The organism is Neotabrizicola sp. VNH66, from assembly GCF_049445895.1.
GTDB lineage: Bacteria > Pseudomonadota > Alphaproteobacteria > Rhodobacterales > Rhodobacteraceae > Pseudogemmobacter.
Map to the genome: position 1 here is coordinate 298,589 of NZ_JBMSDW010000002.1, position 25,406 is coordinate 323,994.

At 64.9% G+C, this 25,406-nt stretch carries 26 protein-coding genes and 1 tRNA gene; 20 read left to right on the forward strand and 7 right to left on the reverse strand.

The genetic code is table 11. The features are described from left to right. Window positions 1-80: 80 nt before the first annotated feature. Window positions 81-452, reverse strand: a complete 372-nt coding sequence (locus ACO2Q5_RS03970; RefSeq protein ID WP_423288305.1) for a hypothetical protein — start codon at window positions 450-452, stop codon at window positions 81-83. Window positions 453-546: 94 nt separating this feature from the next. On the opposite strand from ACO2Q5_RS03970, the gene ACO2Q5_RS03975 reads away from it, so the two are divergent. Then, a complete protein-coding gene (locus ACO2Q5_RS03975) occupies window positions 547-774 on the forward strand; it encodes a helix-turn-helix domain-containing protein (protein ID WP_423288306.1) in 228 nt (75 codons plus the stop codon). 94 nt (window positions 775-868) lie between these two features. Here ACO2Q5_RS03975 and ACO2Q5_RS03980 read toward each other — a convergent pair. Then, a tRNA-Leu gene (locus tag ACO2Q5_RS03980) sits at window positions 869-953 on the reverse strand. A gap of 160 nt (window positions 954-1,113) precedes the next feature. On the opposite strand from ACO2Q5_RS03980, the gene ACO2Q5_RS03985 reads away from it, so the two are divergent. The 6 genes from ACO2Q5_RS03985 (at window position 1,114) to gltB (ending at window position 10,309) form a co-directional block, all read left to right on the forward strand. Next, window positions 1,114-2,100, forward strand: a complete 987-nt coding sequence (locus tag ACO2Q5_RS03985; RefSeq protein WP_423288307.1) for a complex I NDUFA9 subunit family protein — start codon at window positions 1,114-1,116, stop codon at window positions 2,098-2,100. Between the two features lie 3 nt (window positions 2,101-2,103). Continuing rightward, on the forward strand, window positions 2,104-2,907 hold the full coding sequence (locus ACO2Q5_RS03990; protein WP_423288308.1) for an undecaprenyl-diphosphate phosphatase: 804 nt from the start codon (window positions 2,104-2,106) through the stop codon (window positions 2,905-2,907). 160 nt (window positions 2,908-3,067) lie between these two features. Next, on the forward strand, window positions 3,068-4,504 hold the full coding sequence (locus ACO2Q5_RS03995; RefSeq protein WP_423288309.1) for an NAD(P)-dependent oxidoreductase: 1,437 nt from the start codon (window positions 3,068-3,070) through the stop codon (window positions 4,502-4,504). 74 nt (window positions 4,505-4,578) lie between these two features. Beyond that, window positions 4,579-5,337 carry a hypothetical protein gene (locus ACO2Q5_RS04000; RefSeq protein ID WP_423288310.1) on the forward strand — a complete coding sequence of 253 codons (759 nt, stop codon included), beginning with the start codon at window positions 4,579-4,581 and terminating at the stop codon, window positions 5,335-5,337. Next, window positions 5,327-5,767 carry a GFA family protein gene (locus ACO2Q5_RS04005; protein ID WP_423288311.1) on the forward strand — a complete coding sequence of 147 codons (441 nt, stop codon included), beginning with the start codon at window positions 5,327-5,329 and terminating at the stop codon, window positions 5,765-5,767. The genes ACO2Q5_RS04000 and ACO2Q5_RS04005 overlap by 11 nt, the downstream gene beginning before the upstream one ends. A 3-nt stretch (window positions 5,768-5,770) precedes the next feature. Then, a complete protein-coding gene (gltB, locus tag ACO2Q5_RS04010; protein ID WP_423288312.1) occupies window positions 5,771-10,309 on the forward strand; it encodes a glutamate synthase large subunit in 4,539 nt (1,512 codons plus the stop codon). 49 nt (window positions 10,310-10,358) lie between these two features. Here gltB and ACO2Q5_RS04015 read toward each other — a convergent pair whose 3' ends face one another. Further along, entirely contained in the window at window positions 10,359-10,760 is a 402-nt protein-coding gene (locus ACO2Q5_RS04015) for a hypothetical protein (RefSeq protein ID WP_423288313.1), read from the reverse strand. Window positions 10,761-10,939: 179 nt separating this feature from the next. On the opposite strand from ACO2Q5_RS04015, the gene ACO2Q5_RS04020 reads away from it, so the two are divergent. From ACO2Q5_RS04020 to ACO2Q5_RS04040, 5 genes are all read left to right on the forward strand, one after another. After that, complete coding sequence (locus tag ACO2Q5_RS04020) at window positions 10,940-11,479, forward strand: DUF1269 domain-containing protein (protein ID WP_423288314.1); 540 nt, start codon at window positions 10,940-10,942, stop codon at window positions 11,477-11,479. Between the two features lie 65 nt (window positions 11,480-11,544). Next, the gene (gene mtgA / locus ACO2Q5_RS04025) at window positions 11,545-12,354 is read left to right on the forward strand and encodes a monofunctional biosynthetic peptidoglycan transglycosylase (protein ID WP_423288315.1); all 810 of its coding nucleotides are present in this window, start codon (window positions 11,545-11,547) and stop codon (window positions 12,352-12,354) included. 66 nt (window positions 12,355-12,420) lie between these two features. Beyond that, window positions 12,421-13,086 carry a glutathione S-transferase family protein gene (locus tag ACO2Q5_RS04030; protein ID WP_423288316.1) on the forward strand — a complete coding sequence of 222 codons (666 nt, stop codon included), beginning with the start codon at window positions 12,421-12,423 and terminating at the stop codon, window positions 13,084-13,086. 58 nt (window positions 13,087-13,144) lie between these two features. Continuing rightward, window positions 13,145-14,224 carry a tRNA epoxyqueuosine(34) reductase QueG gene (gene queG, locus ACO2Q5_RS04035; protein ID WP_423288317.1) on the forward strand — a complete coding sequence of 360 codons (1,080 nt, stop codon included), beginning with the start codon at window positions 13,145-13,147 and terminating at the stop codon, window positions 14,222-14,224. A gap of 33 nt (window positions 14,225-14,257) precedes the next feature. After that, the gene (locus tag ACO2Q5_RS04040) at window positions 14,258-14,425 is read left to right on the forward strand and encodes a hypothetical protein (RefSeq protein ID WP_423288318.1); all 168 of its coding nucleotides are present in this window, start codon (window positions 14,258-14,260) and stop codon (window positions 14,423-14,425) included. A 143-nt stretch (window positions 14,426-14,568) separates the two neighbouring features. Here the strand turns inward: ACO2Q5_RS04040 and ACO2Q5_RS04045 are convergent, their stop codons facing one another. Further along, entirely contained in the window at window positions 14,569-15,690 is a 1,122-nt protein-coding gene (locus tag ACO2Q5_RS04045) for a site-specific DNA-methyltransferase (protein ID WP_423288319.1), read from the reverse strand. Between the two features lie 87 nt (window positions 15,691-15,777). Then, window positions 15,778-16,410 (reverse strand): ribonuclease HII, encoded by a 633-nt coding sequence (locus ACO2Q5_RS04050; protein WP_423288320.1) that lies wholly within the window; start codon window positions 16,408-16,410, stop codon window positions 15,778-15,780. Window positions 16,411-16,515: 105 nt separating this feature from the next. On the opposite strand from ACO2Q5_RS04050, the gene rpe reads away from it, so the two are divergent. Continuing rightward, window positions 16,516-17,205 carry a ribulose-phosphate 3-epimerase gene (gene rpe / locus ACO2Q5_RS04055; RefSeq protein WP_423288321.1) on the forward strand — a complete coding sequence of 230 codons (690 nt, stop codon included), beginning with the start codon at window positions 16,516-16,518 and terminating at the stop codon, window positions 17,203-17,205. Continuing rightward, complete coding sequence (gene gph, locus ACO2Q5_RS04060) at window positions 17,202-17,846, forward strand: phosphoglycolate phosphatase (protein ID WP_423288322.1); 645 nt, start codon at window positions 17,202-17,204, stop codon at window positions 17,844-17,846. Before rpe ends, gph begins: the two co-directional genes overlap by 4 nt. Window positions 17,847-17,957: 111 nt before the next feature. Here gph and ACO2Q5_RS04065 read toward each other — a convergent pair whose 3' ends face one another. After that, a complete protein-coding gene (locus tag ACO2Q5_RS04065; RefSeq protein WP_423288323.1) occupies window positions 17,958-18,446 on the reverse strand; it encodes a hypothetical protein in 489 nt (162 codons plus the stop codon). Window positions 18,447-18,689: 243 nt separating this feature from the next. Here ACO2Q5_RS04065 and ACO2Q5_RS04070 point away from each other — a divergent pair, with 243 nt between their 5' ends. Together ACO2Q5_RS04070 and ACO2Q5_RS04075 are read left to right on the forward strand one after the other, a co-directional pair. Next, complete coding sequence (locus tag ACO2Q5_RS04070; RefSeq protein WP_423288324.1) at window positions 18,690-18,974, forward strand: hypothetical protein; 285 nt, start codon at window positions 18,690-18,692, stop codon at window positions 18,972-18,974. Window positions 18,975-18,996: 22 nt separating this feature from the next. Next, window positions 18,997-19,650, forward strand: coding sequence for a winged helix-turn-helix domain-containing protein (locus ACO2Q5_RS04075; RefSeq protein WP_423288459.1), 654 nt, complete (start codon window positions 18,997-18,999; stop codon window positions 19,648-19,650). On the opposite strand, the gene ACO2Q5_RS04080 is transcribed toward ACO2Q5_RS04075, so the two are convergent. Then, on the reverse strand, window positions 19,647-20,858 hold the full coding sequence (locus ACO2Q5_RS04080; protein WP_423288325.1) for a flavin-containing monooxygenase: 1,212 nt from the start codon (window positions 20,856-20,858) through the stop codon (window positions 19,647-19,649). The two genes, ACO2Q5_RS04075 and ACO2Q5_RS04080, sit on opposite strands and share 4 nt — an antisense overlap. A gap of 216 nt (window positions 20,859-21,074) precedes the next feature. On the opposite strand from ACO2Q5_RS04080, the gene ACO2Q5_RS04085 reads away from it, so the two are divergent. From ACO2Q5_RS04085 to phnD, 4 genes are all read left to right on the forward strand, one after another. Further along, complete coding sequence (locus ACO2Q5_RS04085) at window positions 21,075-22,169, forward strand: carboxynorspermidine decarboxylase (RefSeq protein ID WP_423288326.1); 1,095 nt, start codon at window positions 21,075-21,077, stop codon at window positions 22,167-22,169. Window positions 22,170-22,209: 40 nt separating this feature from the next. Then, window positions 22,210-23,445, forward strand: a complete 1,236-nt coding sequence (locus ACO2Q5_RS04090) for a saccharopine dehydrogenase NADP-binding domain-containing protein (RefSeq protein ID WP_423288327.1) — start codon at window positions 22,210-22,212, stop codon at window positions 23,443-23,445. A gap of 166 nt (window positions 23,446-23,611) precedes the next feature. Next, window positions 23,612-24,430, forward strand: coding sequence for a phosphonate ABC transporter ATP-binding protein (phnC, locus tag ACO2Q5_RS04095; protein ID WP_423288328.1), 819 nt, complete (start codon window positions 23,612-23,614; stop codon window positions 24,428-24,430). Between the two features lie 30 nt (window positions 24,431-24,460). Continuing rightward, a complete protein-coding gene (phnD, locus tag ACO2Q5_RS04100) occupies window positions 24,461-25,360 on the forward strand; it encodes a phosphonate ABC transporter substrate-binding protein (protein WP_423288329.1) in 900 nt (299 codons plus the stop codon). The last annotated feature ends 46 nt before the right edge of the window (window positions 25,361-25,406 follow it).

The window sequence follows — 25,406 nt, forward strand, 5'->3', positions numbered from 1 at the left end:
GAGTGGTTCCCGGCGTGCCGCGAGAAGCAGCGGTGTTATTGCTTCAACTGTGAGGGACTTTTCCCGCAGCGATCACCGCCTCAGATACCGCCTGCATAGCAGGCCAGTTCGGCCTCGTTGCGGAACTCCGCAATGGTCGCCTTCCGAAGCTCCTCCGTTCTGTAGACCGGTCCGGCGTAAGCCTTCATAACCAATCCGCGAAGGAACTCCGCGTAACGTTTTGAATGCTCGTCCTGCTTCGCGCCGACTGTTTCATCCAGGCGCTTCATCATGGTGGACATTGGCACATCATCCTGCCGGAGCCGGATGATACTCAGGGCGACTTCACCTACCTGCGCACAGGCGGCATTCCACAAGGCTTTGTCGTCCGCAGGCGTGGTTTGCCCTCCGGCAGACGTAGCGACAAAGGCGCAGAAGAAAACTGCGACCAGACTTAGCTCAGGTTTGGACATTCGTTCCTCGTTCAGGCTTTGCGCACCCGGTGCGCTGCGGAATGTATGTTAAAACAGGTCGCCTTAAAACCGGCAAGCCTCAATAGACTGAGGTGTGAAGCGCACCGAAAAAAGCCCCCTCCGCGACACCCTCGCCCGCAACATGCGGCTGATGCGGGCTGAACGGGGCTGGTCGCAAGAGCACCTCGCGGCGGAGGCCGGGCTGAACCGGACCTACCTCAGCGCAGTGGAGCGGTCCGAGCAGAACATCTCGCTGGACAACATCTGGAAGATCGCCCGCGCCTTCGGCGTCCCGGCGAGCAGGTTGATAGACAGCCCTTGAGGGCAGGCTCGGGCCGGAAGGGGGATACAAAGGGGGATTGGCAAAGAAGAAAGCCGCGTAATCCGTTGGGATCACGCGGCTTTTCTTGAAGTAATGGTGCCCAGAAGAGGACTCGAACCTCCACGCCTTGCAGCGCTGGTACCTGAAACCAGTGCGTCTACCAATTCCGCCATCTGGGCACGCTTCAGTGCGGCGGGGTTTAGCGGGGGCAAATGGGGAAGTCAACACGCCGAAAACAGGTTGCGGCGAAATTTCCGCACTGCCCTTTGGTCTTGCTGCACCGCGGTGCCGGGGCTATTGAAGCAACAAGAGACTTTGGCCCGCGAAGGGGTTTTCCGCATGAGCAAGCTGGTCACAATCTACGGCGGTTCGGGCTTTGTCGGCCGCTACATCGCCCGCCGCATGGCCAAACTCGGCTGGCGCGTCCGTGTCGCCGTCCGCCGCCCGAATGAGGCGCTGTTCGTCAAGCCCTACGGCGCCCCGGGCCAGGTGGAGCCGGTGCTGTGCAACATCCGGGATGACGCCAGCGTGCGCGCGGCCCTGCGCGGGGCCGATGCGGTGGTGAACTGCGTGGGCACCTTCGACCGTTTCGGCAAGAACAATTTCGATGCCGTGCAGGCCGAAGGCGCGGGCCGCGTCGCCCGGCTGGCCGCGGCCGAGGGCGTGGAAACGCTGGTCCATCTGTCGGCCATCGGCGCCAATGCCGAAAGCCCGGCCAATTACGCCCGCACCAAGGGCGAGGGCGAGGCCGCGGTTCTGGCAGCCTTCCCCGCGGCAGTGATCCTGCGCCCTTCGGTCATCTTCGGATCGGGCGACGGGTTCTTCAACAAATTCGCCTCGCTGGCCCGTCTGTTCCCGGTTCTGCCGCTGCCGCATGCCGGAACCAAGCTGCAGCCGGTCTATGTCGATGACGTGGCCGAGGCCGCTGTTGCCGCGATCACCGGCACGGCCAGCCCCGGGATCTATGAGCTGGGCGGTCCCGAGGTGCTGAGCCTGAAGGAGGCCATGCACCGCATGCTGTCCACGATCCAGCGCCGCCGGCTGGTGCTGGGCGTGCCGGCCTTCCTGATGCGCATTCCGGCCTTTCTGCTGGACATGGCCGAAGCGGTCACGATGGGCCTTCTGAAGAACAAGCTGATCACCCGCGATCAGATCACCATGCTGGCCGATGACAACACCGTGGCCCGCGGTGCGAAGGGTCTGACCGATCTGGGCATCACGCCCACCACGATCGAAGCGGTGCTGCCGGAGTATCTGTGGCCCTACCGCCCGTCGGGCCAGTTCGCGGCCATCAAGGATTCGGCCAAGAACCTGAAGAAGGCGTAACCCTTGGACACGACGATCACGGCGGCCCTTCTCGGACTTCTGGAGGGGCTGACCGAGTTCATCCCCGTCTCCTCGACCGGGCACCTTTTGCTGGCGGGGCATTTCCTTGGCTTCAACTCGGCCGGCCGCACCTTTGAGGTGGTGATCCAGCTGGGTGCCATCCTTGCGCTGATCTCGGTCTATGCGGTGAAGGTGACGCGGCTGTTTCTGGCGGCGCGCACCGAAGACTGGGCCCGGCGGGCCATCGTTTCGGTGACGCTGGCCTTCCTGCCCGCGGTCTTTATCGGGCTGGCCCTGCACGGCTTCATCAAGAATGTGCTGTTCGAAACCCCGATGCTGATTGCGGTCATGCTGATTCTGGGCGGCATCATCCTGCTTTTCGTGGACCGGATCGCGCCCAAACAGCCCAAGCACACCGATGCGCTGGCCCTGCCCCTGGGGAAATCGCTGGCCATTGGCTTCTGTCAGTGTCTGGCCATGGTGCCGGGCGTGTCGCGGTCGGGCGCCACCATCGTGGGTGCCCTGCTGATGGGCGTGGAAAAGCGCGCCGCGGCCGAGTTTTCCTTCCTGCTTTCCCTGCCCACCATGATGGCCGCGGTTGCCTATGATCTGTTCAAGAACCGCGATCTGCTTGATTTCGGGGCAATGACCGAGATTGCCGTGGGCTTTGCCGTGGCCTTCCTGACCGCGATTCTGGTGGTGCGGTGGGTGCTGGGTTACGTTGGCCGCCATGGCTATGCCGTATTCGGCTGGTGGCGAATCATCGTGGGCACCGCCGCTCTGACCGCGCTTTTGCTGGGGTTCTGAGATGATACGGAACCTGTGCTGACCTAATTTTCATGAAAGCCGTCGGATTTTCTGCAACGGCGGCTCAGAAACCGATAATTAGGTCAGCACAATTGACTTTTCATCCGCAGCGTTCAACGCTAGGAAGACGCACCCGGGACCTGCAAAGGGGCGCGCAGCCATGGCCACGCAAAAGATGCTGAAATTCGTCACCGTCGGGAAGCAGATGCCCGAAAAGCGGGACGCCTCCTCGCGCAAGCAGGATTTCGACGAGATCTACCGTGAATTCGCGGCGCAGAAAGCGGCCGAGCAATCCAGCCGCTGCAGCCAATGCGGCGTGCCCTATTGCCAGGCGCATTGCCCGCTGCACAACAACATCCCGGACTGGCTCCGCCTGACGGCCGAGGGCCGGTTGCAGGAAGCGTGGGAGATCAGCCAGGCCACCAACACCTTCCCGGAAATCTGCGGCCGCATCTGCCCGCAGGACCGCCTGTGCGAAGGCAATTGCGTGATCGAACAATCCGGCCACGGCACCGTGACCATCGGCGCGGTCGAAAAATACATCACCGATACGGCGTGGGAAGAGGGTTGGGTCAAGCCCGGCACCCCCGCCATCGAACGTGCAGAATCGGTCGGCATCATCGGCGCGGGCCCCGGCGGGCTGGCCGCCGCGGACCGTCTGCGCCGCGCGGGCGTGCAGGTCACGGTCTATGACCGCTATGACCGCGCAGGCGGCCTGCTGACCTATGGCATCCCCGGCTTCAAGCTGGAAAAGCCCGTGGTCATGCGCCGGATCGAACAGCTGGAAGCGGCGGGCGTTCAGTTCGTACTGAACTGCACCGTGGGCGAAGACCTGACCTTTGACGCGATCCGCGGCCGTCATGATGCCGTTCTGATCGCCACCGGCGTCTACAAGATCCGCGAGATCGAGGCCCCCGGCTCTGGCGCTGCGGGCATCGTTCGTGCGCTGGACTATCTGACCGTCTCGAACAAGCTCTCGTTCGGGGATGAGGTCGAGGAGTTTCAGAACGGCACGCTGAATGCCGAAGGCAAGCGCGTCGTCGTCATCGGCGGTGGCGATACGGCGATGGACTGCGTCCGCACCGCCATCCGTCAGGGCGCCACCTCGGTGAAATGCCTCTACCGCCGCGACCGCGCCAACATGCCCGGCTCGCAGCGCGAGGTGCAGAACGCCGAGGAAGAGGGCGTGGAATTCGTCTGGCTGTCGGCGCCCAAAGGGTTCTCGGGCGGCACTGCGGTCGAAGGCGTGATGGTGCAGAAGATGCGCCTTGGCGCGCCCGATTCCAGCGGCCGTCAGTCGCCCGAAGTGATCGAGGGCGCGGACTATGTCGAGCCGGCCGATCTGGTGGTGCAGGCCCTTGGCTTCGAACCGGAAGACCTGCCCAAGCTCTGGGGTGTGGAAGAACTATCCGTCACCCGCTGGGGCACGATCAAGGCCGATTTCCGCACCCATGCGACCAGCCTTCCCGGCGTCTATGCCGCGGGCGACATCGTGCGCGGCGCCAGCCTTGTGGTCTGGGCCATCCGCGACGGGCGCGAAGCCGCCGATGCGATCATGGACTACCTTGCCCAATCGGGCGCGGTTGCGGCGGAATAGGTCCGCACCCCCACCGGATGGCCGGTCCCGCTGGACCGGCTTCTCCGCCGACTTTGGCTGAAGGATGAATGAAGATGCGCACTGGTCTTGCCCTTTCCGCCGCAATACTGGCGCTTCCGGCGCTGGCCGCCCCTGCCCTTTCGGGCACCTGGACCGCGCCCGAAGGCTGCGAGGTGTTCCTGACCGTGCAGTCGCGCGGGTGCCGGGTGTCGAACCATTACACCTGCACCGCCGATGCCGCGGGCGATCAGTGGCGCGCGGATTTCGATCAGGAAGGCATCTACTTCCGGTCCCGCATCAATTCGGAAACCGAATGGATCGAGAGTTTCAACCTGAACCCCACCGTGCGCCAGACGCTGGATGCCAATCCGGAAGATCCGGCCTCGTTCAGTGAACTGCTGGCCACCGGGCTGGATACTTTCGTCTTCGAACTGTCCTCGGACGACGGATCGCACACCAAGGTGAACGGGTTCGACCGGCTGACCGGGCGCAAGGTCACCATCGACGGGGTGGCGCTGGAAGAGACCGAGTTCGACTTTACCGAAACCGACGATTTCGGCATCGTGCTGCGCCGCGCGCGCGGGCATGAATACATCAGCCGCGACATGCGCCTGTTCTTTGCCGGACCGGGCCAGACCGATCTGGGCGATGGCCAGTGGCTGCCCATCGACGGCAGCCCGGTGGATTTCGCATTTCCGGGTGAAAAGGGCTTTGCCGCGACGCAGCCGCTTTATGATTGTGACGCGCTGACCGCCTCGGCGGAGCTTCCCATGTCGGTCTGGCCTGCATCTGCCCGGCCCGTATCTGCCCCTCAGGTGTCCCATGGCAACTGAACGTCACGGCCAATGCCTGTGCGGCGCGGTGCAGGTGACCGTCGCCAATCCGGCCCCGCATCTGAACGCCTGCCATTGCAGCATGTGCCGCCGCTGGACCGGCGTGGCCTTCGTCACGCTGGACGTGCCAGAGGCGGATATGACCATCACCGGCGGTGACGCCGTGCGCGCCTATACCTCGTCCGACTGGGCGGAGCGGTGTTTCTGCGGCACCTGCGGCACCACGCTCTGGTATCGGCTGACCGCGCCCGGCGCGCCGACCGATTATTACATGGCCGCGGGCCTGCTGGATGACCTGTCCGGCATCACGCTTGCCAATGAAATCTACATCGACTGCAAACCCGAGGCATTCGCCTTCGCCGGTCCCACCAAACAGATTACGGAAGCCGAGTTTCTTGCGATGCTTCCTGCGCCAGCCCAAGAGGAGTGAGCCATGACCAAGTATGATGAAGCCTGGGCAAGGGCCGAAGAAGAAAAGCGCGCCTGGCTGGATGCGAACGGGCTGTACAAGCAGGAGGACGAACATTCGTCCTGCGGCGTGGGTCTGGTCGTGTCGATCTCGGGCAAGCCCTCGCGCAAGGTGGTGGAGAACGGCATCAACGCCCTGCGCGCCATCTGGCACCGGGGCGCGGTGGATGCCGATGGCAAGACCGGCGACGGTGCCGGCATCCATATCCAGATTCCCGTCCGCTTTTTCTATGACGTGGTGCGCCGCACCGGGCACGAGCCGGACCCGAACAAGCTGATCGCCGTGGGACAGGTCTTCCTGCCGCGGACAGATTTCGCCGCGCAGGAGCGCTGCCGGACCATCGTGGAATCCGAAGTGCTGCGCATGGGCCATTACATCTATGGCTGGCGGCACGTCCCGGTGGACATTTCCGTGCTGGGCGAGAAGGCCAATGCCACCCGTCCCGAGATCGAGCAGATCCTGATCCGTTGCGAAAAGGACATCGATCAGGAGCAGTTCGAGCGCGAGCTCTACATCATCCGCCGCCGGATCGAGAAGGCGGTGACCGCGGCCGGAATCTCGGGCTGCTATCTGTGCAGCCTGTCCTGCCGGTCCATCATCTACAAGGGCATGATGCTGGCCGAGCAGGTCAGCGTCTTCTACCCCGACCTGCAGGATGAACGGTTCGAAAGCGCCTTCGCCATCTATCACCAGCGCTATTCCACCAACACCTTCCCGCAATGGTGGCTGGCGCAGCCCTTCCGCATGCTGGCCCACAACGGCGAGATCAACACGCTGAAGGGCAACGTCAACTGGATGAAGAGCCATGAGATCCGCATGGCCTCGTCCGCGTTCGGCGAGATGGCCGAGGATATCAAGCCGATCATCCCGGGTGGCACGTCGGACTCGGGCGCGCTGGACGCCGTGTTCGAGGCGCTGGTGCGGTCTGGCCGCAGCGCGCCCATGGCCAAGACCATGCTGGTGCCCGAAGCCTGGTCGAAGCAGACGGCCAATATGCCCAAGGCCTGGGCAGACATGTATTCCTACTGCAACTCGGTCATGGAGCCGTGGGACGGCCCGGCCGCGCTGGCGATGACCGACGGCCGCTGGGTCTGCGGCGGGCTGGACCGCAACGGGTTGCGCCCGATGCGCTATGTCGTCACCGGCGACGGCATGCTGATCGCAGGCTCTGAAGCGGGCATGGTGCCGGTCGATGAGATGACCGTGCGCGAAAAGGGCGCGCTTGGGCCGGGGCAGCTGATCGCCGTCGATATGGCGAACGGCAAGCTGTACCACGACACCGAGATCAAGGACAAACTCGCCGCCGCCAACCCCTATGGCGAATGGATCGAGAAGGTCACCGATCTGAACGCGCTTCTGCGCGATGTGCCGGAACGCGCCGTCCATACGGGGGCCGAACTGCGCAAGCGGCAGATTGCCGCCGGCTACACGGTCGAGGAGCTGGAGCAGGTTCTGGCCCCCATGGCCGAGGACGGCAAGGAAATGATCGCCTCGATGGGCGACGACACGCCGCCTGCGGTGCTGTCCAAGGTCTATCGTCCGCTGTCGCATTACTTCCGCCAGAACTTCAGCCAGGTGACGAACCCGCCCATCGACTCCTTGCGCGAAGGCCGGGTGATGTCGCTGAAGACGCGCTTCGGCAACCTGAAGAACGTGCTGGACGAAAGCTCCAACCAGACCGAGATCCTCGTTCTGGAAAGCCCGTTCCTGGCCAATGCCGAATTCGACGCACTGGTGAAGCGGTTCGGCGAACAGGTCGCCTTCATCGACTGCACCTTCCCGGTGGGACCCAGCCATGACGATCTGCGTCAGGCGCTGGAGCGCATCCGGGCAGAGGCTGAGGATGCCGTGCGTTCCGGCGCGGGCCAGCTGATCCTGACCGACGAACATCAGGGCGCCGAAAAGGTCGGCATGCCGATGATCCTTGCCACCTCGGCGGTCCATTCGTGGCTGACGCGCAAGGGGCTGCGGACCTTCTGCTCGATCAACGTGCGTTCCGCGGAATGCATCGACCCGCATTACTTTGCGGTGTTGATCGGCTGCGGCGCGACCACGGTGAACCCCTATCTGGCGCAGGATTCCATCGCCGACCGGATCAACCGCGGCCTGCTGGACGGCAGCCTGACCGATGCGATGCGCCGCTACCGCGACGCCATCGACGCGGGTCTGCTGAAGATCATGGCGAAGATGGGGATTTCCGTCATCTCGTCCTATCGCGGCGGCCTGAACTTCGAAGCGGTCGGCCTGTCGCGCGCCATGGTGGCCGAATTCTTCCCGGGCATGCACAGCCGGATTTCCGGCATCGGCCTGCACGGGATCGAGGCGAAGCTGGAGGAAGTCCACGCCCGCGGCTGGCGCGGCGGCGCAGATGTGCTGCCCATCGGCGGCTTCTACAAGGCGCGGCGGTCCGGCGAAAAGCACGCCTGGGAAGCGCAGACGATGCACATGCTGCAGGCGGCCTGTGACCGGGCGTCCTATGACCTGTGGAAGACCTATTCCGCGGCGATGCGGGCCAACCCTCCGATCCATCTGCGCGACCTGCTGGACATCAAGCCTCTGGGCAAGCCGGTCCCGATTGAAGAGGTCGAGTCGATCACCTCGATCCGCAAGCGGTTCGTGACGCCGGGCATGTCTCTGGGCGCGCTGTCGCCCGAGGCGCATATGACGCTGAACATCGCCATGAACCGGATCGGCGCCAAATCCGACTCGGGCGAGGGCGGTGAAGACCCGGTCCACCAGCACCCGTTCCCGAACGGCGACAACCCCTGCGCCAAGATCAAGCAAGTGGCCTCGGGCCGGTTCGGCGTGACGGCGGAATATCTGAACGCCTGCGAGGAGCTGGAGATCAAGGTCGCCCAGGGCGCCAAGCCCGGCGAAGGCGGCCAGCTGCCCGGCATGAAGGTCACCGATCTGATCGCGCGGCTGCGGCATTCGACCAAGGGCGTGACGCTTATCAGCCCCCCGCCGCACCACGACATCTATTCGATCGAAGACCTTGCCCAGCTGATCTATGACCTGAAGCAGATCAACCCGCGCTGCAAGGTGACGGTCAAGCTGGTCTCGGCCAGCGGGGTCGGCACCATCGCGGCGGGCGTGGCCAAGGCCAAGGCCGACATCATCCTGATCTCGGGCCACAATGGCGGCACCGGGGCCAGCCCCGGCACCTCGATCAAATACGCGGGTCTGCCGTGGGAGATGGGCCTGACCGAGGCGCATCAGGTTCTGGCGATGAACAACCTGCGCGAGCGGGTGACCCTGCGCACCGACGGCGGGCTGCGCACGGGCCGGGATATCGTCATGGCGGCGATGTTCGGGGCCGAAGAATACGGCATCGGTACCGCGGCGCTGATCGCCATGGGCTGCATCATGGTGCGCCAGTGCCAGTCGAACACCTGCCCGGTGGGCGTCTGCACGCAGGACACCGCGCTGCGGGCCAAGTTCACCGGCAGCGCCGACAAGGTGGTGAACCTGATCACCTTCTACGCGCAGGAAGTGCGGGAAATCCTCGCCTCCATCGGCGCGCGCAGCTTGGATGAGATCATCGGGCGGGCCGATCTCCTGACCCAGATCAGCCGCGGCCATGCCGATCTGGACGATCTGGACCTGAACCCGCTGCTGATCACCGTCGACGGGATGCACCGCATCACCTATGACCGGTCGAAGCCACGCAACGCCGTGCCGGACACGCTGGACGCCGAGATCATCAAGGACGGCCACCGCTTCTTTGAAGATGGCGAGAAGATGCAGCTCAGCTATGCCGTGCGGAACACCAGCCGGACCATCGGCACGCGGTCGGCCAGCCATATCGTCAAGAAGTTCGGGATGAAGAACAACCTTCAGCCCGACCATCTGACGGTGAAACTGACCGGCAACGCCGGGCAGTCGCTGGGCGCCTTTGCGGTCAACGGCCTGAAGATCGAAGTGCAGGGCGACGCCAACGACTATGTCGGCAAGGGCCTGTCGGGCGGCACCATCACGGTGCGCCCGCTGATGTCCTCGCCGCTGAAGGCGGAAGAGAACACGATCATCGGCAACACCGTGCTTTATGGTGCGACCGACGGGTTCCTGTTCGCCAGCGGCCGGGCGGGCGAACGCTTTGCCGTCCGCAACTCGGGCGCGACGGTGGTGGTCGAAGGCTGCGGGTCGAACGGCTGCGAATACATGACCGGCGGCGTGGCGGTGATCCTTGGCAAGATCGGCGCGAACTTCGGCGCGGGGATGACGGGCGGCATGGCCTATGTCTACGACCCCGACGCCACCGCCGAAGACATGATCAACCCCGAAAGCCTGCTGGTCTGCGGTCTGGGCCACGCCCATTGGGAGGCACAGGTGAAGGGTCTGATCGAACGGCACCTGGCCGAGACCGGATCGCGCGTCGCGGCGAAGATCCTGAACGACTGGCCGGTCGAGAAGCGGAACTTCCTGCAGGTCTGCCCGAAAGAGATGCTGCCGCATCTGGCGCATCCCTTGTCGGACGACGTGGCCAAGGTGCCGGCGGAGTAAAGAAAAGGGCCCCTCGCGGGGCCCTTTTGCTGTCCGGGGCTGCCGGACATTAGGGGGCCGGAGTGCCTTCCGGCGGAACGGGGGGCACGGCGCCCTCTTCCGCGGGCGGGGCGGGCGGCGGCGGGGTGTCCATGCCACCGCGCTTGCCGTCGCCCTTGCCGTGCCCTTTGCCGTGGCCCCGCTCTCCCTTGCCGTGGAAACCGCCCTTCCCCTCCACCACCGGGGTGGCGGCCACTTTGTCGATCAGCGGTGTCGCCGCGGCGATACAGGCCTCCAGCGCGGCATCGCCGCAGTCGATGGCGACCTTGCGCCCGCCGCCGAAATCCACCCGCAGCTCGGCCGTCTTGGCCCGGGGCGCGGGCGGAGCACTGTCCTGTGCCAGCGCGGGCAGAGCGGTGGCAGCGGCCAGAGCCGCAACAAGCGTGACGGGAACGATACGAAGTCTTGCCATTCGGGTTGCTCCTTGTTTTCCTCTGCAACGCGGATGACACGGCCGGCATCGGAGCTTCCGTCGCACAGGCGGCACACGGGCCGGTCACGCTTTTGCGATGGCCACGGGAACCGTCATCGACCCCGTGGCATTCTGTGGGAAACCCGGCCCCCGAAGGCCGGATGTTCAGGAGTGTCCAGATGTCAGACCTTGTGATCGTCGCCTTCGCCGACGAAGCCACCGCCTTCGAGGCCCGTGCCGAACTGGTGCGGTTGCAGAAGGACTATCTGATCGAGATGGAAGATGCCGTCGTCATCACCCGCGACGAGTCCGGCCATGTGAAGCTGCACCAGCCCGTCAACCTGACGCTGGCGGGCGCGGCGGGCGGCACATTCTGGGGTGCGCTGATCGGGCTGATCTTCCTGAACCCGCTTCTGGGTGCCGCTGCCGGGGCCGGCGCGGGCGCGATTTCCGGCGCGCTGACCGATGTGGGGATCGACGACGATTTCCTGAAAGATGTCGGAAAGGCACTGGACCGCGGACAGTCCGCCGTGGCCGTGCTCATCCGCAAGATGACCGCCGACAAGGTTCTGGCCCGGATGGAGGGCTTCCGCGCCAAGGGGCGGATCATCCAGACCTCGCTGACGGGCGAGGCCGAGGCGAAGCTGCGTGCCGTGCTGGAGCGGACCGCCCCCATGGGCACGGCAGAGCCGCAACTGGGCGGCAACACGCACCGATAGGGCACCGCGCCGCACATGAGCCCGGCACTTGACCGGCGGCCCCGATTGGGGCCTAAGCTCAGCCCATGCTCGAGGATGCCGACCTGACCGAGGGGCCGAAACCGGCCCGCAAGACCGCTGCCAAACCGGCGGCGGCAAAGCCGCGGGCGGTGGCGGGCAAAACGGCAGCCAAACCGGGGGGAAAACCTGTGCCGCGGCGAGCCTCCCTTCTGTCCCGGCTACGCCGGTGGGTGTTCCGCGCCTTTATGGCTATGGTGGCCTTCTATGCCGCGTTGATCCTGCTGTTCAGCTTCGTGCCGCCACCGATCAACCTGTATCAGCTGTCGGAAAGCATCCGTCTGGGCAGCATCGACAAGGACTGGGTATCCTGGGATGAGATCGCGCCGGTCATGGGCCGGTCGGCCGTGGCGGCGGAAGATGCGAATTTCTGCAACCACTGGGGCTTTGACATGGCCGCCATCCGGCAGGCCATTGAGCAGGGCGGCAACCGGGGGGCATCTACCATCAGCCAGCAGGTGGTGAAAAACGTCTTCCTCTGGCAGGACCGCAACTGGCTGCGCAAGGCGATGGAGGCGGCGCTGACCCCGGCGGTGGAACTGGTCTGGTCCAAGCAGCGCATTCTGGAAGTCTATCTGAACGTGGCCGAATTCGCCGAGGGCGTCTTCGGCGTGCAGGCCGCGGCGCAGCATTACTTTGGCGTCGATGCCAAGGATCTGACCGCCACGCAGGCCGCACGTCTGGCCGCGATCCTGCCGGACCCGAAAAGGCGCAGCGCCTCGAAACCCTCGGACTTCGTGCGCAAGCGGGCGCAGTCGATCATCGGCGGGGCCGAGACGATCCGGGCCGACGGCCGATCGGCTTGTTTCGACCGTTAGAGCCGGGCGGGGATTGAATCCGGGGCGGTGCAGGCGGTAAGCAGGGTTATCCCGACGGACATGGCCATGAACCGACTGTATCACGTTCCCCTCTCTCCCTTTTGCCGCAAGGTCCGCCTGACGCTGGCGGAAAAGAAGATCGAGGTCGAGCTGGTCGAGGAACGCTATTGGGAACAGTCGCCCGACTTCCTGCGCCGCAACCCGGCGGGCAAGGTGCCCGTCCTGCGGATGGAGGGCCGGCTGATGAGCGAGAGCCAGGCCATCTGCGAGTTTCTGGAAGAGGTGGCCCCCACCCCGCCCCTGATGCCGCGCGACATCGACGGCCGCTATGAGGTGCGCCGCCTGTGTTCATGGTTCGACGACAAGTTCCACCATGAGGTGACGACCAAGCTGCTGTATGAAAGGGTGAACAAGAAGGTCACCAAGGAAGGCTATCCCGACAGCCGAAACGTCAAGTCCGGGGCGCAGAAGATCAAATATCATCTGGATTACATGGCCTGGCTTCTGGACCAGCGGCGCTGGCTGGCCGGGAACGACATGACGCTGGCCGATTTCACCGCCGCCTCGCACCTGTCCTGTCTGGATTACACCTCGGATGTCGACTGGAACCGCCACGGGGTGATCAAGGACTGGTATGCCAAGATCAAGTCGCGGCCCAGTTTCCGGCCGCTGCTGGCCGATCAGGTGCCGGGCCTGCCGCCGCCGGCGCATTATGCGGACCTTGATTTCTGAGGACGGTTGCGCCGGGGGCGCTTCGCCCCCCGGACCCCCAGAGGATATTTGTGCCAGTATGAATGGGGCAGGGGTGCTGAAGGACCGGCTGACCGCGCGGGCACTGGAGGAAGGCTTCTCCAAGCTGGGCATCTGCGCGCCCGATGCGGTGCCGGGCACGGCGGAACGGCTGCGGGCGTTTCTGGCAGCGGGGCATCACGGCCAGATGGGCTGGATGGCGGAGCGGGAGCACTGGCGCGGCAATGCGGCCGCGCTGTGGCCCGAGGCGCGGTCGGTCATCATGCTGGCCGAGGTCTATACGCCCGAAGCCGACCCGCGCGACGTGCTGGCCTGCCCGGACCGGGCGGCGATCAGCGTCTATGCCCAGGGCAAGGATTACCACGATCTGGTGAAGCGGCGGCTGAAGCGGCTGGGGCGCTGGCTTCTGGATCAGGCCCCTGAAGGCGCCGGGATCAAGGTCTTCGTCGATACCGCCCCGGTGATGGAAAAACCGCTGGCCGAGGCGGCGGGCCTGGGCTGGCAGGGCAAGCACACCAACCTGCTGGCGCGGGATCTGGGCAGCTGGTTCTTTCTGGGCGCGATCTTCACCACTTTGGACCTGCCGAAGGACGCGCCGGAGATCAGCCATTGCGGCAGTTGCACCGCCTGTCTGGACGCCTGCCCCACCGGGGCTTTTCCGGCGCCTTACCAGCTGGATGCGCGGCGCTGCATTTCCTATCTGACGATCGAGCATCACGGGCCGGTGGAGCCGGAACTGCGCGCCCTGATGGGGAATCGCATCTATGGCTGCGACGATTGTCTGGCCGCCTGTCCGTGGAACAAGTTTGCCGCGGCTGCGAAGGAGATCGGCTATCAGCCGCGCGTCGGTGCGCCGGAACTGGCCGATCTGGCGGCGCTGGATGACGCGGCCTTTCGCGCGCGGTTCGCGGGCAGCCCGATCAAGCGGATCGGCCGCAACCGTCTGGTGCGCAATGTGCTTTATGCCATCGGCAACTCCGGCCTGCCGGCATTGCTGCCTTCGGCCGCGGCCCTGCTGGGCGATGACGATTCCACCGTGGCCGAAGCCGCGGCCTGGGCCATCGGCCGTCTTTCGCAGGTGCAGGACAACGGGGTGGGGCCGGACGGCGCGGCGTGGTAGTCTGACCCTCCCTCGCAACCGAAGGAGGATGACATGAGCAGACATCTGGCGGACAAGCGGCAGACCACCAGCGGCGGAAGGGTCAAGGCCTTCCTGCGCATCGCCCGCGAAGGGCGCGAGACATGGCACCGTCCGCGCAAGGCGGCGGGCGCGTCGCGGCTGGCCCAGTTCCTGCGGATTGCCCGCGGGCGGACGGTCTGAGCGCGGCCAGACGGAATCCGGGCTGAGCGTCCAGACTGGGCGGAACGCAAAAGGCCCCGCCATGCGAACATGGCGGGGCAGTGGCACCCCGGGCGGTCCGGGGCGCAGGCGTGCGATTACGGGGTTCGGAACAGGGCGCGGCCTCAGTTCGGGCGCGCGGCCTCGGCCTCCATCTCGGCACGGATCTGCTGGCGCAGGATGTCGATCGGGATCATTTTGCCGTCGCGCCTGAAGTGCCAGTAGGTCCAGCCGTTGCAGGAAGGCGCGCCTTCATAGGCGGCGCCGACCTGATGGATGGAGCCTTTCACATCATTGCCGATCAGCGTGCCATCGGCGCGCACCTTGGCCTTGAAGCGGTTGCCGACGGAGAACAGCTCTTCCCCCGGGCGCAGCATGCCGCGTTCCACGACCTGACCGAAGGGCACGCGGGGCTCGGCGCGCTTCGATCCGGTGACCTCCAGCGCGGAGGCATCATATTTGCGGATGCGGGCCAGCCGCTCGGTCGCGGCCTTGCGGTAGCTTTCCTCGCGCTCGATCCCGATGAAATCGCGGCCCAGCATCTTGGCCACCGCGCCGGTGGTGCCGGTGCCGAAGAACGGGTCAAGGACCACATCGCCCGGATTGGTGGTGGCGACGATCACCCGGTGCAGCAGCGCCTCGGGCTTTTGGGTCGGATGGGCCTTGTCGCCCTGATCGTCCTTCAGCCGCTCATGCCCGGTGCAGATCGGGATCACCCAGTCCGACCGCATCTGAACGCCGTCATTCAGCGCCTTCAGCGCCTCATAGTTGAAGGTGTATTTGGCACCTTCCCCGCGCGAGGCCCAGATCAGCGTTTCATGCGCATTGGTCAGGCGCTTGCCGCGGAAGTTGGGCATCGGGTTCGATTTGCGCCAGACCACATCGTTCAGGATCCAGTAGCCCTGATTCTGCAGCTCAGCCCCCAGCCGGAACACGTTGTGATAGGAGCCGATCACCCAGATCGCGCCATTCGGTTTCAGCAGGCGGCGGGCGGCGGCCAGCCAGCGGCGGGTGAATTCGTCGTAGGAGGCAAAGCTGGAGAACTGGTCCCAGTGATCATCCACCGCATCGACGCGGGAATTGTCCGGGCGGTGCAGCTCGCCCTTCAGTTGCAGATTATAGGGAGGGTCGGCGAAAATCAGGTCGACCGAGCCCGCAGGCAGGCTTTCCATCGCTTCGATGCAGTCACCCGAAAGGATCTGGTTCAGCGGAAGCGCCGGTGCCTCCGCGGTCTTTTTTGTCGTCATCTTTGCCTCTGCCCCGCGGCCTCTTGTGTGCCGTCATGTGCGAATAAGATGAGTCAGAGGCGATTCGTCGTCAATTTCTTTTTTGAATCAACGTGTTAAGGATTTATCTTGATACAAGATGTTGTGGACGGGGGCGAAGGAACGCCTATGCGCGGGGGTCACCCCAAGATTTAGAAGCGCCTCCAGATGGGCCTTGGTCGGGTATCCGGCGTTCTTCTCCCAGCCGTAGCCGGGGTGCTGTTGCGCCAAATCCACCATGAGCCGATCACGTGCCACTTTCGCCACGATCGAGGCCGCCGCGATGGACAGGCAGCGCGCGTCACCCTTCACCAAAGCCTCGGCCCGGCAGGTCAGGCTGCGGGGAATCAGATTGCCGTCGATCAGCGCATGATCGGCGCCAAGCGCGGCCACGGCCCGCTCCATCGCCAGATGGCTGGCGCGCAGGATGTTCAGCTCGTCAATCTCCTGCACCGAGGCATGGGCGATGGCCACCTGCGCATGGGCCAGCAGCCACGCGGACAGGGCTTCGCGCCGGGCGGCGGTCAGGGTCTTGCTGTCGGCCAGCCCGGGCGGAATGTTGTCGGGGTCCAGCCGGACGGCGGCAGCGGTGACCGGCCCGGCCAGCGGTCCGCGCCCCACCTCATCCACCCCGACGACAAAGGTGGCGCCCTGCAACAGGGCGGCGGCTTCAAAGCTGAAATCGGGAACCGGGCGCATCATGCGGCCAGATGGCGCACGGATCGCCAAGGGGCAAGACTTTTGCGCGCAACCGATGCAAAACAGGGCGGAACAGATACATCATTCCAGCCCGGAAAGGCCCGAGCCATGAGCTTCTCACGCGCGATCAAGATTGCCCCGTCGATCCTGTCGGCGGATTTCGCCAATTTCGGGGCCGAATGCCGCGCGATCGAGGCAGAGGGCGCCGATTGGGTGCATGTCGATGTGATGGACGGGCATTTCGTGCCGAACATCACCTTCGGCCCGGCCACCTGCGCGGCGATCCGGCCGCATATCAAGGGGGTGATGGATGTGCATCTGATGATTGCGCCGGTCGATCCCTATATCGACGCCTTTGCCAAGGCGGGGGCCGATGTCATCACCGCCCATCTGGAGGCGGGGCCGCATATCCACCGCACCTTGCAGGCCATCCGCGGCGCGGGGGCCAAGGCGGGGCTGGCCATCAACCCCGGCACCGGGCTGGACGGGGTGGAAAATCTGCTGGATATGCTGGATCTGGTCTGCGTGATGACGGTGAACCCGGGCTTCGGCGGGCAGAAGTTCATTGAAAGCCAGGTGGACAAGGTGCGCCGCCTGCGCGCTTTGATCGGGGACCGGCCCATCCATATCGAGATTGACGGCGGCGTGACGGTGGAAACCGCACCTCTGGTCGCCGCGGCGGGGGCCGATGTTCTGGTGGCGGGATCGGCGGTGTTCAAGGGCGGCTCGGTCACGAACCCCGCGCCTTATGGCGCCAATATTCGCGCGATCCGTGCCGCGGCGGAGGGAGCACTTTGAAGCCGGTCATTTTCGATCTGGACGGAACGCTGATCGATTCGGTTCCCGATATTCAGGCCGCGCTGAACGGCGTCTTCACGGCCGAGGGGCTGGCGGCCTTCGATCTGCCCACCGTCACCTCTTTCGTGGGGAACGGCCTGCCCACGCTGGTGACGCGCGCCATGGCCGCGCGGGGGGTGGAAGAATCGCAGCACGAACGGCTGACCGCGGACGTGCTGGCGGCCTATACCGCCGACAGTTCCTCCCGCACGGTGATTTATCCCGGCGTGGTGGCGGCCTTGCAGGCGCTGCGGGCGGCAGGGCATCCGCTGGGCCTCTGCACCAACAAGCCCGAATCGGCCGCGCGGGTCATCTTGGACCAGCTGGGTCTGACCGGGCTGTTCGGTGCGGTTCTGGGCGGCGGGCGCCTGCCGGTGCTGAAGCCCGATCCCGCCCCGCTGCACCATGTGATCGCGGAACTTGGCGGCGGCCCCGCCATCTATGTGGGTGACAGCGAGGTGGATGCCGAAACCGCCGTCGCCGCCGGGGTGCCGTTCCTGCTCTATACCGAAGGCTATCGCAAAACCCCGGTGGAGGCGCTGCCGCAGCAGGCCGCCTTCAGCCATTACGACGCACTGGCGGGGCTGGTGGCCGGGCAATAACCCAAAGAAAAAGGGGCGGGGGCTGCTCGATCCCCCCGCCCCAGTCTGCGGCACGCGCCGGTTCCGGCCGCGCGCCACTGCCCGGGCACCAAGCCACCCGGGCAATAGGGTTCAGTACCGGCGGTCCCCCGGCAGGATGAATCCCGCCCGGGCCAGACAATCCTCGCCATACACCCGGTCCCGCTCACCAAAGATCGTGGCCCGGCTGGCGCAATCACGCGGCAGCTCACCCCGGACGCCTTCGTCGCGCAGGCAGCTTTCGGGATAGAGCGTCACATTGTTGCGCGCCCCGTCGATCGAGATGGCGCAATAGGCCGGAATGCGCTGGCCGCGCGGCTTCTTCACCGGCTCGGGCGCCGGGGCGGGGGCGGGTTTGTCCTTCTTCTTCGTCTCATGGATGATCGCGCCCACCACCAGCGCCCCGATCAGCGCCTTGGCCAGATCATCGCTGTCGGCACGGGCGGGGGCGGGAATCGCCGCCGCCAGAACCAGCGCCAGCGCCGCGGCGCCCGCGGTCAGACCTGCGGCAAAGCGGCGGCCAGTGGTGGCGGTCTCGGCCCGGAGGATACGGGCGGCGGGAAGGATGCGCGGGTTTTGCATGGATGCCTCCTGTTGTTCTGTGGACAGCCACCCACCCGGTCCCGGGCACTGGCGGCGCTGTGGGACCAGCCTCGGCCCGGTCCGGCAGGACAGGCAATATCGCGGCCGCGTCAGCCCATAGCCAAGCCGCAGCCCCCGGCTGCTATGCGATAGCAGCGGCCTGCCGCCCCCTGCGTTATTGAATATCGGCGGAAGCCAGCGCAGATTGGGTGCATCGGGCAGCCTCCCCCAGAGGAGACGGAAATGATCAGGACGACCCTTGCCGCCGTGCTGGCGCTGGTTCTTGCAGGACCGGCAGCGGCGGAATGCTATGCGGACTACAAGGCCAAGAAGGACAATCCCCTGCAGCTACATTATGGTGTGGCGCAGATCTCGGACGGCAATTGCAGCCCCGGTGCGGCCGCGGGCGAGCTGGCGCCGCGTCTTCAGGCGCAGGGCTGGACATTGTTGAATGTCCTGTCCACTTTCGGGCCCGAGGGACTTGAAGAAAGGAAGGGAAGTGCCGGGGCCTATTTCCTCCGTTTCTGACAGTCTGAAGCAGGGCAACCGCGTGGTGGCCTTCGGGATCGCCGCCATCGTGGTGATCCTGTTCTTGGCGGCGCTGCTTTTGTTCCTGAACCTGCCGGACGCCAATGCGTTCAATGCGCGGGTGGAACGCATATTCGTTGAAAACAACGATCTGCGATCCGGCACGGACATCAAATTGCTGGAGATTCTGGCGCAATCCGGCACCTCTTTCTCAGAGGTGCTGACCAGCTACCGCATGGTGATCTTCGTGCTTCTGGTGTTTTCCAGCGCGTTGCTGATTGCCGCGCTGGTGTTCCTTGTCACCATCATCGTGCTGAACAAGCGCATCTCGGCCATCCAGCGCAGCGGCATTCAGGTGGCCAGCCTGATGATCAGCCGCGAGGCGCGGGCGGTCTATATCAACGATCTGGAATTCCAGCTGACCGAGGCGGCGCTGGAAACCCTGGCCGTTCTGGCCGAGGCGCGGATGGATGACGACGTGCTGACCGGCGCCCAGATCGAGGCGGTGATCTCCGGCCGGAACGAGGCGGATTGTGATGAGGCCGCGGGCGCCACGCGCGTGAAACGGCTGCGCGACGCCCTTGGCAACCAGCTGGTCAGCGAGTTGCTGGTCAAGACCATTGCCCGCCGCGGCTATATGCTGGCCGTGGGCAAGGAAACCATCCGCATGATCTAGCGCCCGGCGATGTGACCCGCCAGATGGGCCGCATCGCGCCATACCCCCCAGATGAAGGCGGAGGCGCGGCAGGACAGATAGGACTGGCCGACGAAATACAGGCCCGGCACCTGTGACACGCCCCTGTCATGCCGCGGGCGGCCACGGTCGTCGAAGGTGTCGATCTGCAGCCAGCCATAATCCAGCGCATAGCCGGTGGCCCAGATGACCGATCCGATCCCCGCTGCCTTCAGGTCCAGCGACAACACCGGATTCAGCGCCGCATCCGGCATCGGGCCAATCTGCCGCGCCGAAGGCTCCTCGGGCAGGTCGATCCCGTTGGCTGCAAGGTATGCGTCGGCTTCATCCAGCACCGACAGGTAATTCGCATCCCCCGCGGCGATATTGGCCTCCAGATCGGGTGCAAAGCGCAACGTGCCGCTGTCCCAGCTTTCCGTGCGCCCGACCAGCTGCATCCCCCGCGTTGCGAGCTCGCGGAAATCCACTGTCCGCCCGCCATGCGCGCCAGAGACGGCGATGGTGATATGCTCAGTCCCCGGGTTCGGGGCCTTGGCATCCCATTTGCCCAAAACGCCCAGCCACCAGACGAAATCCCGTCCGCGATAGCGGATCGGCGGCCGGTCATGCGGCCCGACCGACAGCCAGACCTTGCGGCCCGCGCGCAAAAGCTCATCCGCGATCTGCACGCCGGACGACCCGGCCCCCACCACCAGAACGCCGCCTTCGGGCATCTGGTCCGGGTTGCGATAGGCGGCGGAGTGGATCTGCATCACCCCGGCATCGGCGGGAATCACCGCAGGGATCACCGGCTTCTGGAACGGGCCGGTGGCCGAGACCACATTCCGCGCGCGGATCGGGCCATCGGTGGTTTCCGCCAGAAACCCCGCGCCATCCTGCACCAGCCGGGTCACCGTCACGCCGGTGCGGATAGGTGCGTCGATCCGGCGGGCGAAGTCCTCGAAATACTGAACGATCCGGTCCTTGGTCGCAAAGGCGAAAGGATCCACCCCTTCAAAGGTTTGATCGGGAAAGCGGTCGTGCCAGGCCGGGCCATTCGCCACCAGCGAATCCCAGCGGCCGGTGCGCCACTTTTCGGCGATCCGGTCGCGTTCCAGCACCAGATGCGGGCGGCCGTGCTTTTTCAGATGGGCCGACATGGCCAGCCCGGCCTGTCCGCCACCGATGATCAGGGTTTCCACATCCTGCATGGCCTGAACGCCTCCGTTGTGATGCCTGCCAAGATTTATGGAAGACCGAGCTTTGGAGAAATGTATTTCTTCCTGCGACAGGATTAGTCCAAGGCTAACCAGATCCCGACTGTCACACCCCTGTTGCGCTTTGCCCGCATTCCCGCTTGCACAGGGGGGGTGGGGGTCCTAAATACCCGCGTTCCTGTCCCTTTGCCGCCCTTGGGGGGATTTTCGATGATCCAGACGCCGTTCTACCTGATCGACCGTGCCAAACTGGCCCGCAACATGGCCATCATGGATGAGCTGCGCGAGGCTTCGGGCGCGAAGGTGCTGCTGGCCCTGAAGTGCTTTGCCACATGGCCGGTCTTCGGCCAGATGGCCGACCATATGGACGGCACGACCTCTTCCAGCCTCTACGAACTCCGCCTCGGCCGTGAAAAGTTCGGCAAGGAGACCCACGCCTATTCGGTAGGCTGGGCCGATCATGAGATCGAAGAGGCCGTGGGCTATGCCGACAAGATCATCTTCAACTCGATCAGCCAGCTGGAGCGGTTCGACAATGCCAGCGCCCATATCGCGCGCGGGCTGCGGCTGAACCCGCGGTTTTCGACCAGCGGCTTTGATCTGGCCGACCCCGCCCGCCCGTTCAGCCGGCTGGGCGAATGGGATCAGGCGAAGATAGAGCGTGTCATGGACCGGATTTCCGGCTTCATGATCCATTACAATTGCGAAAACGCCGATTTCGGCCTGTTCGACCGGCAGTTGAGCCGGATCGAAGAGGAATTCGGCGGGCTTCTGCGCCGGCTGAAATGGGTCAGCCTTGGCGGCGGCATCCATTTCACCGGCGAAGGCTATCCGGTGCAGGATCTGGCCCGGCGCCTGCGGGCGTTTCAGGACCGCTTCGGCGTGCAGGTCTATCTGGAACCGGGCGAGGCCGCGATCACGAATGCGGCCAGCCTTGAGGTGACCGTGCTGGACGTGCTGTCGAACGGCAAGGATCTGGCCATCGTCGACAGCAGCGTCGAGGCGCATATGCTGGACCTGCTGATCTACCGCCAACCCGGCAAGATCGAAACCGCGGGCGATCATCCCTATATGATCTGCGGCAAATCCTGTCTTGCGGGCGATGTGTTCGGGGAATTCAGCTTCCCCGCGCCGCTGCAGATCGGCGACCGGCTGTCGATTGCCGATGCCGCGGGCTATACGATGGTCAAGAAGAACTGGTTCAACGGCGTGAAAATGCCGTCGATCGTGGTGAAAGAGCTGGACGGCAGCCTGACCGTCGCGCGCGAATTCGGCTATGCCGATTACCGGGACAGCCTTGGCTGAGGCAGTCCCCCCTTCCCCGCAATTCTGAGGAGGCGGTTCCATGAAACGCAATGTTCTGATCATTGGCGCTGGCGGCGTGGCGCAGGTCGTGGCGCACAAGGCCGCCCAGCACAATGACGCCTTGGGCGATCTGCATATCGCCAGCCGCACCAAGACCAAGGCCGAGGCGATTATCGCATCGGTGCATGCCAAAGGCGCGATGAAGACCGAGGGCGTGTTCGAGGCGCATGCGGTGGATGCGACCTCCACCAGCGAGGTGGCCGCGCTGATCCGGCAGACCGGCGCGCAGATCGTGATCAACGTCGGGTCGGCCTTCGTGAACATGTATGTGCTGGAGGCCTGTATCGAGACGGGCGCCGCCTATATGGACACCGCCATTCACGAAGACCCGGCCAAGATCTGCGAAACGCCGCCGTGGTATGGCAATTACGAATGGAAGCGGCGCGAGCGTTGCGCCGCGGCGGGCGTGACGGCGGTGCTTGGCATCGGGTTCGACCCCGGCGTGGTGAACGTCTGGGCCCGGGTGGCCGAAGGGATGCTGGACCGAATCGACAGTATCGACATCGTGGACATCAACGCCGGCAGCCACGGCAAGTATTTCGCCACCAACTTCGACCCCGAGATCAATTTCCGCGAATTCACCGGCACGGTCTACAGCTGGCAGAACGGTGGCTGGCAGGAAAACCGCATGTTCGAGGTGGGCCAGACCTGGACCCTGCCCGTGGTGGGCGACCAGAAGGCCTATCTGACCGGACATGACGAGGTGCATTCTCTGTCCGCGCGCTATCCTCAGGCGGATGTGCGGTTCTGGATGGGCTTTGGCGATCACTATATCAACGTCTTCACCGTGCTGAAGAACCTTGGCCTCCTGTCCGAAAAGCCCGTCACCACGGCCGAGGGGCAGACGGTCGTGCCGCTGAAGGTGGTCAAGGCGGTGCTGCCCGATCCGGCCAGCCTTGCGCCCGGCTATTCCGGCAAGACCTGCATCGCAGATGTGGTGCGCGGCCAGAAGGACGGCCAGCCGGTCGAACTGACGATCTACAACGTCGCTGACCATCGTGAGGCGTACGAAGAGGTCGGCGCGCAGGGCATCAGCTATACCGCCGGTGTGCCCCCCGTTGCCGCGGCCCTGCTGATTGCGGACGGGACGTGGGATGTGGGCACCATGGTCAATGCCGAAGAGCTGGACCCGAAGCCCTTCATCAACCTTCTGAACACCATGGGCCTGCCCAGCCGGATCATTGACACCGCGGGCGACCGCGAATTGTCCTTCTGATCCTGCCGCAAAACTGACCAGACGCCCGGCCATTGGTCGGGCGTTTTTCTTTGCCCGTTCTCAGACGGCAGAATCTGCGCTCCGCCGCAAAAGTTTCAGCCCGGCGTTTCCTGACTGTCACAGAGGCCGCCTAAGACCCCCGCGAAGGCAATGAAACGGGGGCCGCATGCTGGTTGTCCAGAACGTGACCAAGATCTTCGGCAAGCGCGCCGCCGTGGACAACATCAGCTTTGCCGTGGACTGCCCGGCCTTTGTCGGCATCATCGGCCGGTCCGGCGCGGGGAAATCCACCTTCCTGCGGATGATGAACCGGCTGAGCGACGCCAGCACGGGGGAAATCCGGGTTGATGGCCGCGATATCCTGTCCCTGCAGGGCGCCGCCCGCCGCGAATGGCAAAGCCAATGCGCGATGATCTTTCAGCAGTTCAATCTGGTGCCGCGGCTGGATGTGGCATCGAACGTGCTGCACGGCATCCTGAACCGCCGATCTACCCTCACCACGATGTTCAACCTCTGGTCCCGCGCCGATATCCTGCGTGCGCTGGAGATCCTTGACCGGCTTGGCATCGCCGAACAGGCCCCGAAACGGGCCGAGGCGCTGTCGGGCGGCCAGCAGCAGCGCGTCGCCATCGCCCGCGCGCTGATGCAGGACCCGAAGATCATTCTGGCCGACGAACCCATCGCCAGCCTTGACCCGATGAATGCCCAGATCGTCATGGATACGCTGAAGCGGATCAATGTCGAAGACGGGCGGATGGTGATTGCCAACCTGCACACGCTGGACACCGCGCGGCGGTATTGCGACCGGGTGATCGGCATGCGCGACGGGCGGATCGTGTTTGACGGCACGCCCGAACAGCTTTCGACCGGGGTCGCCCGCGACATCTATGGCGCGGATGAAACCTTCAACGAGGCCGCGACCTCGACCGCAATCCCCGCGGATACCTCTGCCGATGCGGCCTATGCCGACCGGCTGATGGCCTGACCTTTCCAACCCTTACCCCTGGAGTAGTCCATGAAGACGCTTGCTCTGGCCCTTGCTGCCACCACCGCGCTTGCCTCTGCCGCTTCGGCGCAAGAGATCACCGGCTTCAACATCGGCATTCTGGGCGGCGAAAACGCCCAGGACCGGCTGACCAATCAGGAATGCTACCGCGCCGCCATCGAATCCGCTCTCGGCGTGCCGGTGAAGGTCTTCACCCCGGCCGATTACGACGGCGTGATCCAGGGCCTTCTGGGCGGGACCATCGACATGGCATGGCTGGGCGCCTCGGGCTATGCCAAGGCCTATCTGACCGACCCGGAAGCGGTTGAGGTCGCGCTGACCAAGCAGAATGTGGACGGATCGACCGGCTATTACTCCATCGGCTTTGCGCGCAAGGACTCGGGCATCACCAAGATGGAAGACGCCAAAGGCAAGGTTTTCGCCTTTGCAGAGCCGAATTCGACCTCGGGCTATCTCGTTCCCGGCGCCGAGCTGACCGAAGCCTTTGGCCCGCTGGACCAGTATTTCGGCGAAGTGAAATTTTCGGGCGGGCATGAGCAGACCATCGTCGGCGTCGCCAATGGCGATTTCGCGGCAGGTGTCTCGTGGGCGGATGGTCTGGGCAACTGGGAAGACGGCTACAATTCCGGCGCCTTCCGCCGTGCGGCCGATGCCGGTCTGGTCGACATGAACGATCTGGTCGAAATCTGGAAGTCGAAGCTGATCCCCGAAGGCCCGATGGTCGTCCGCAAGGCGCTGCCGCAGGACGTGAAGGACAAGGTCATCCAGCTGACCGCCGACCTGCACGAAACCGACAAGGCCTGCGCCTATGGCGTGGCCGCCGGCGAGGCGAAGGACTTCGTTCCGGTGACCCATGACGCCTATCTGGGCGTGGTCGCCGCGCGCAAGCTGCAGGAAGCCAGCCAATAAGCCTTTCATCACGCTCTGCCCGGTCCCCCAGGGGCCGGGCAATTTC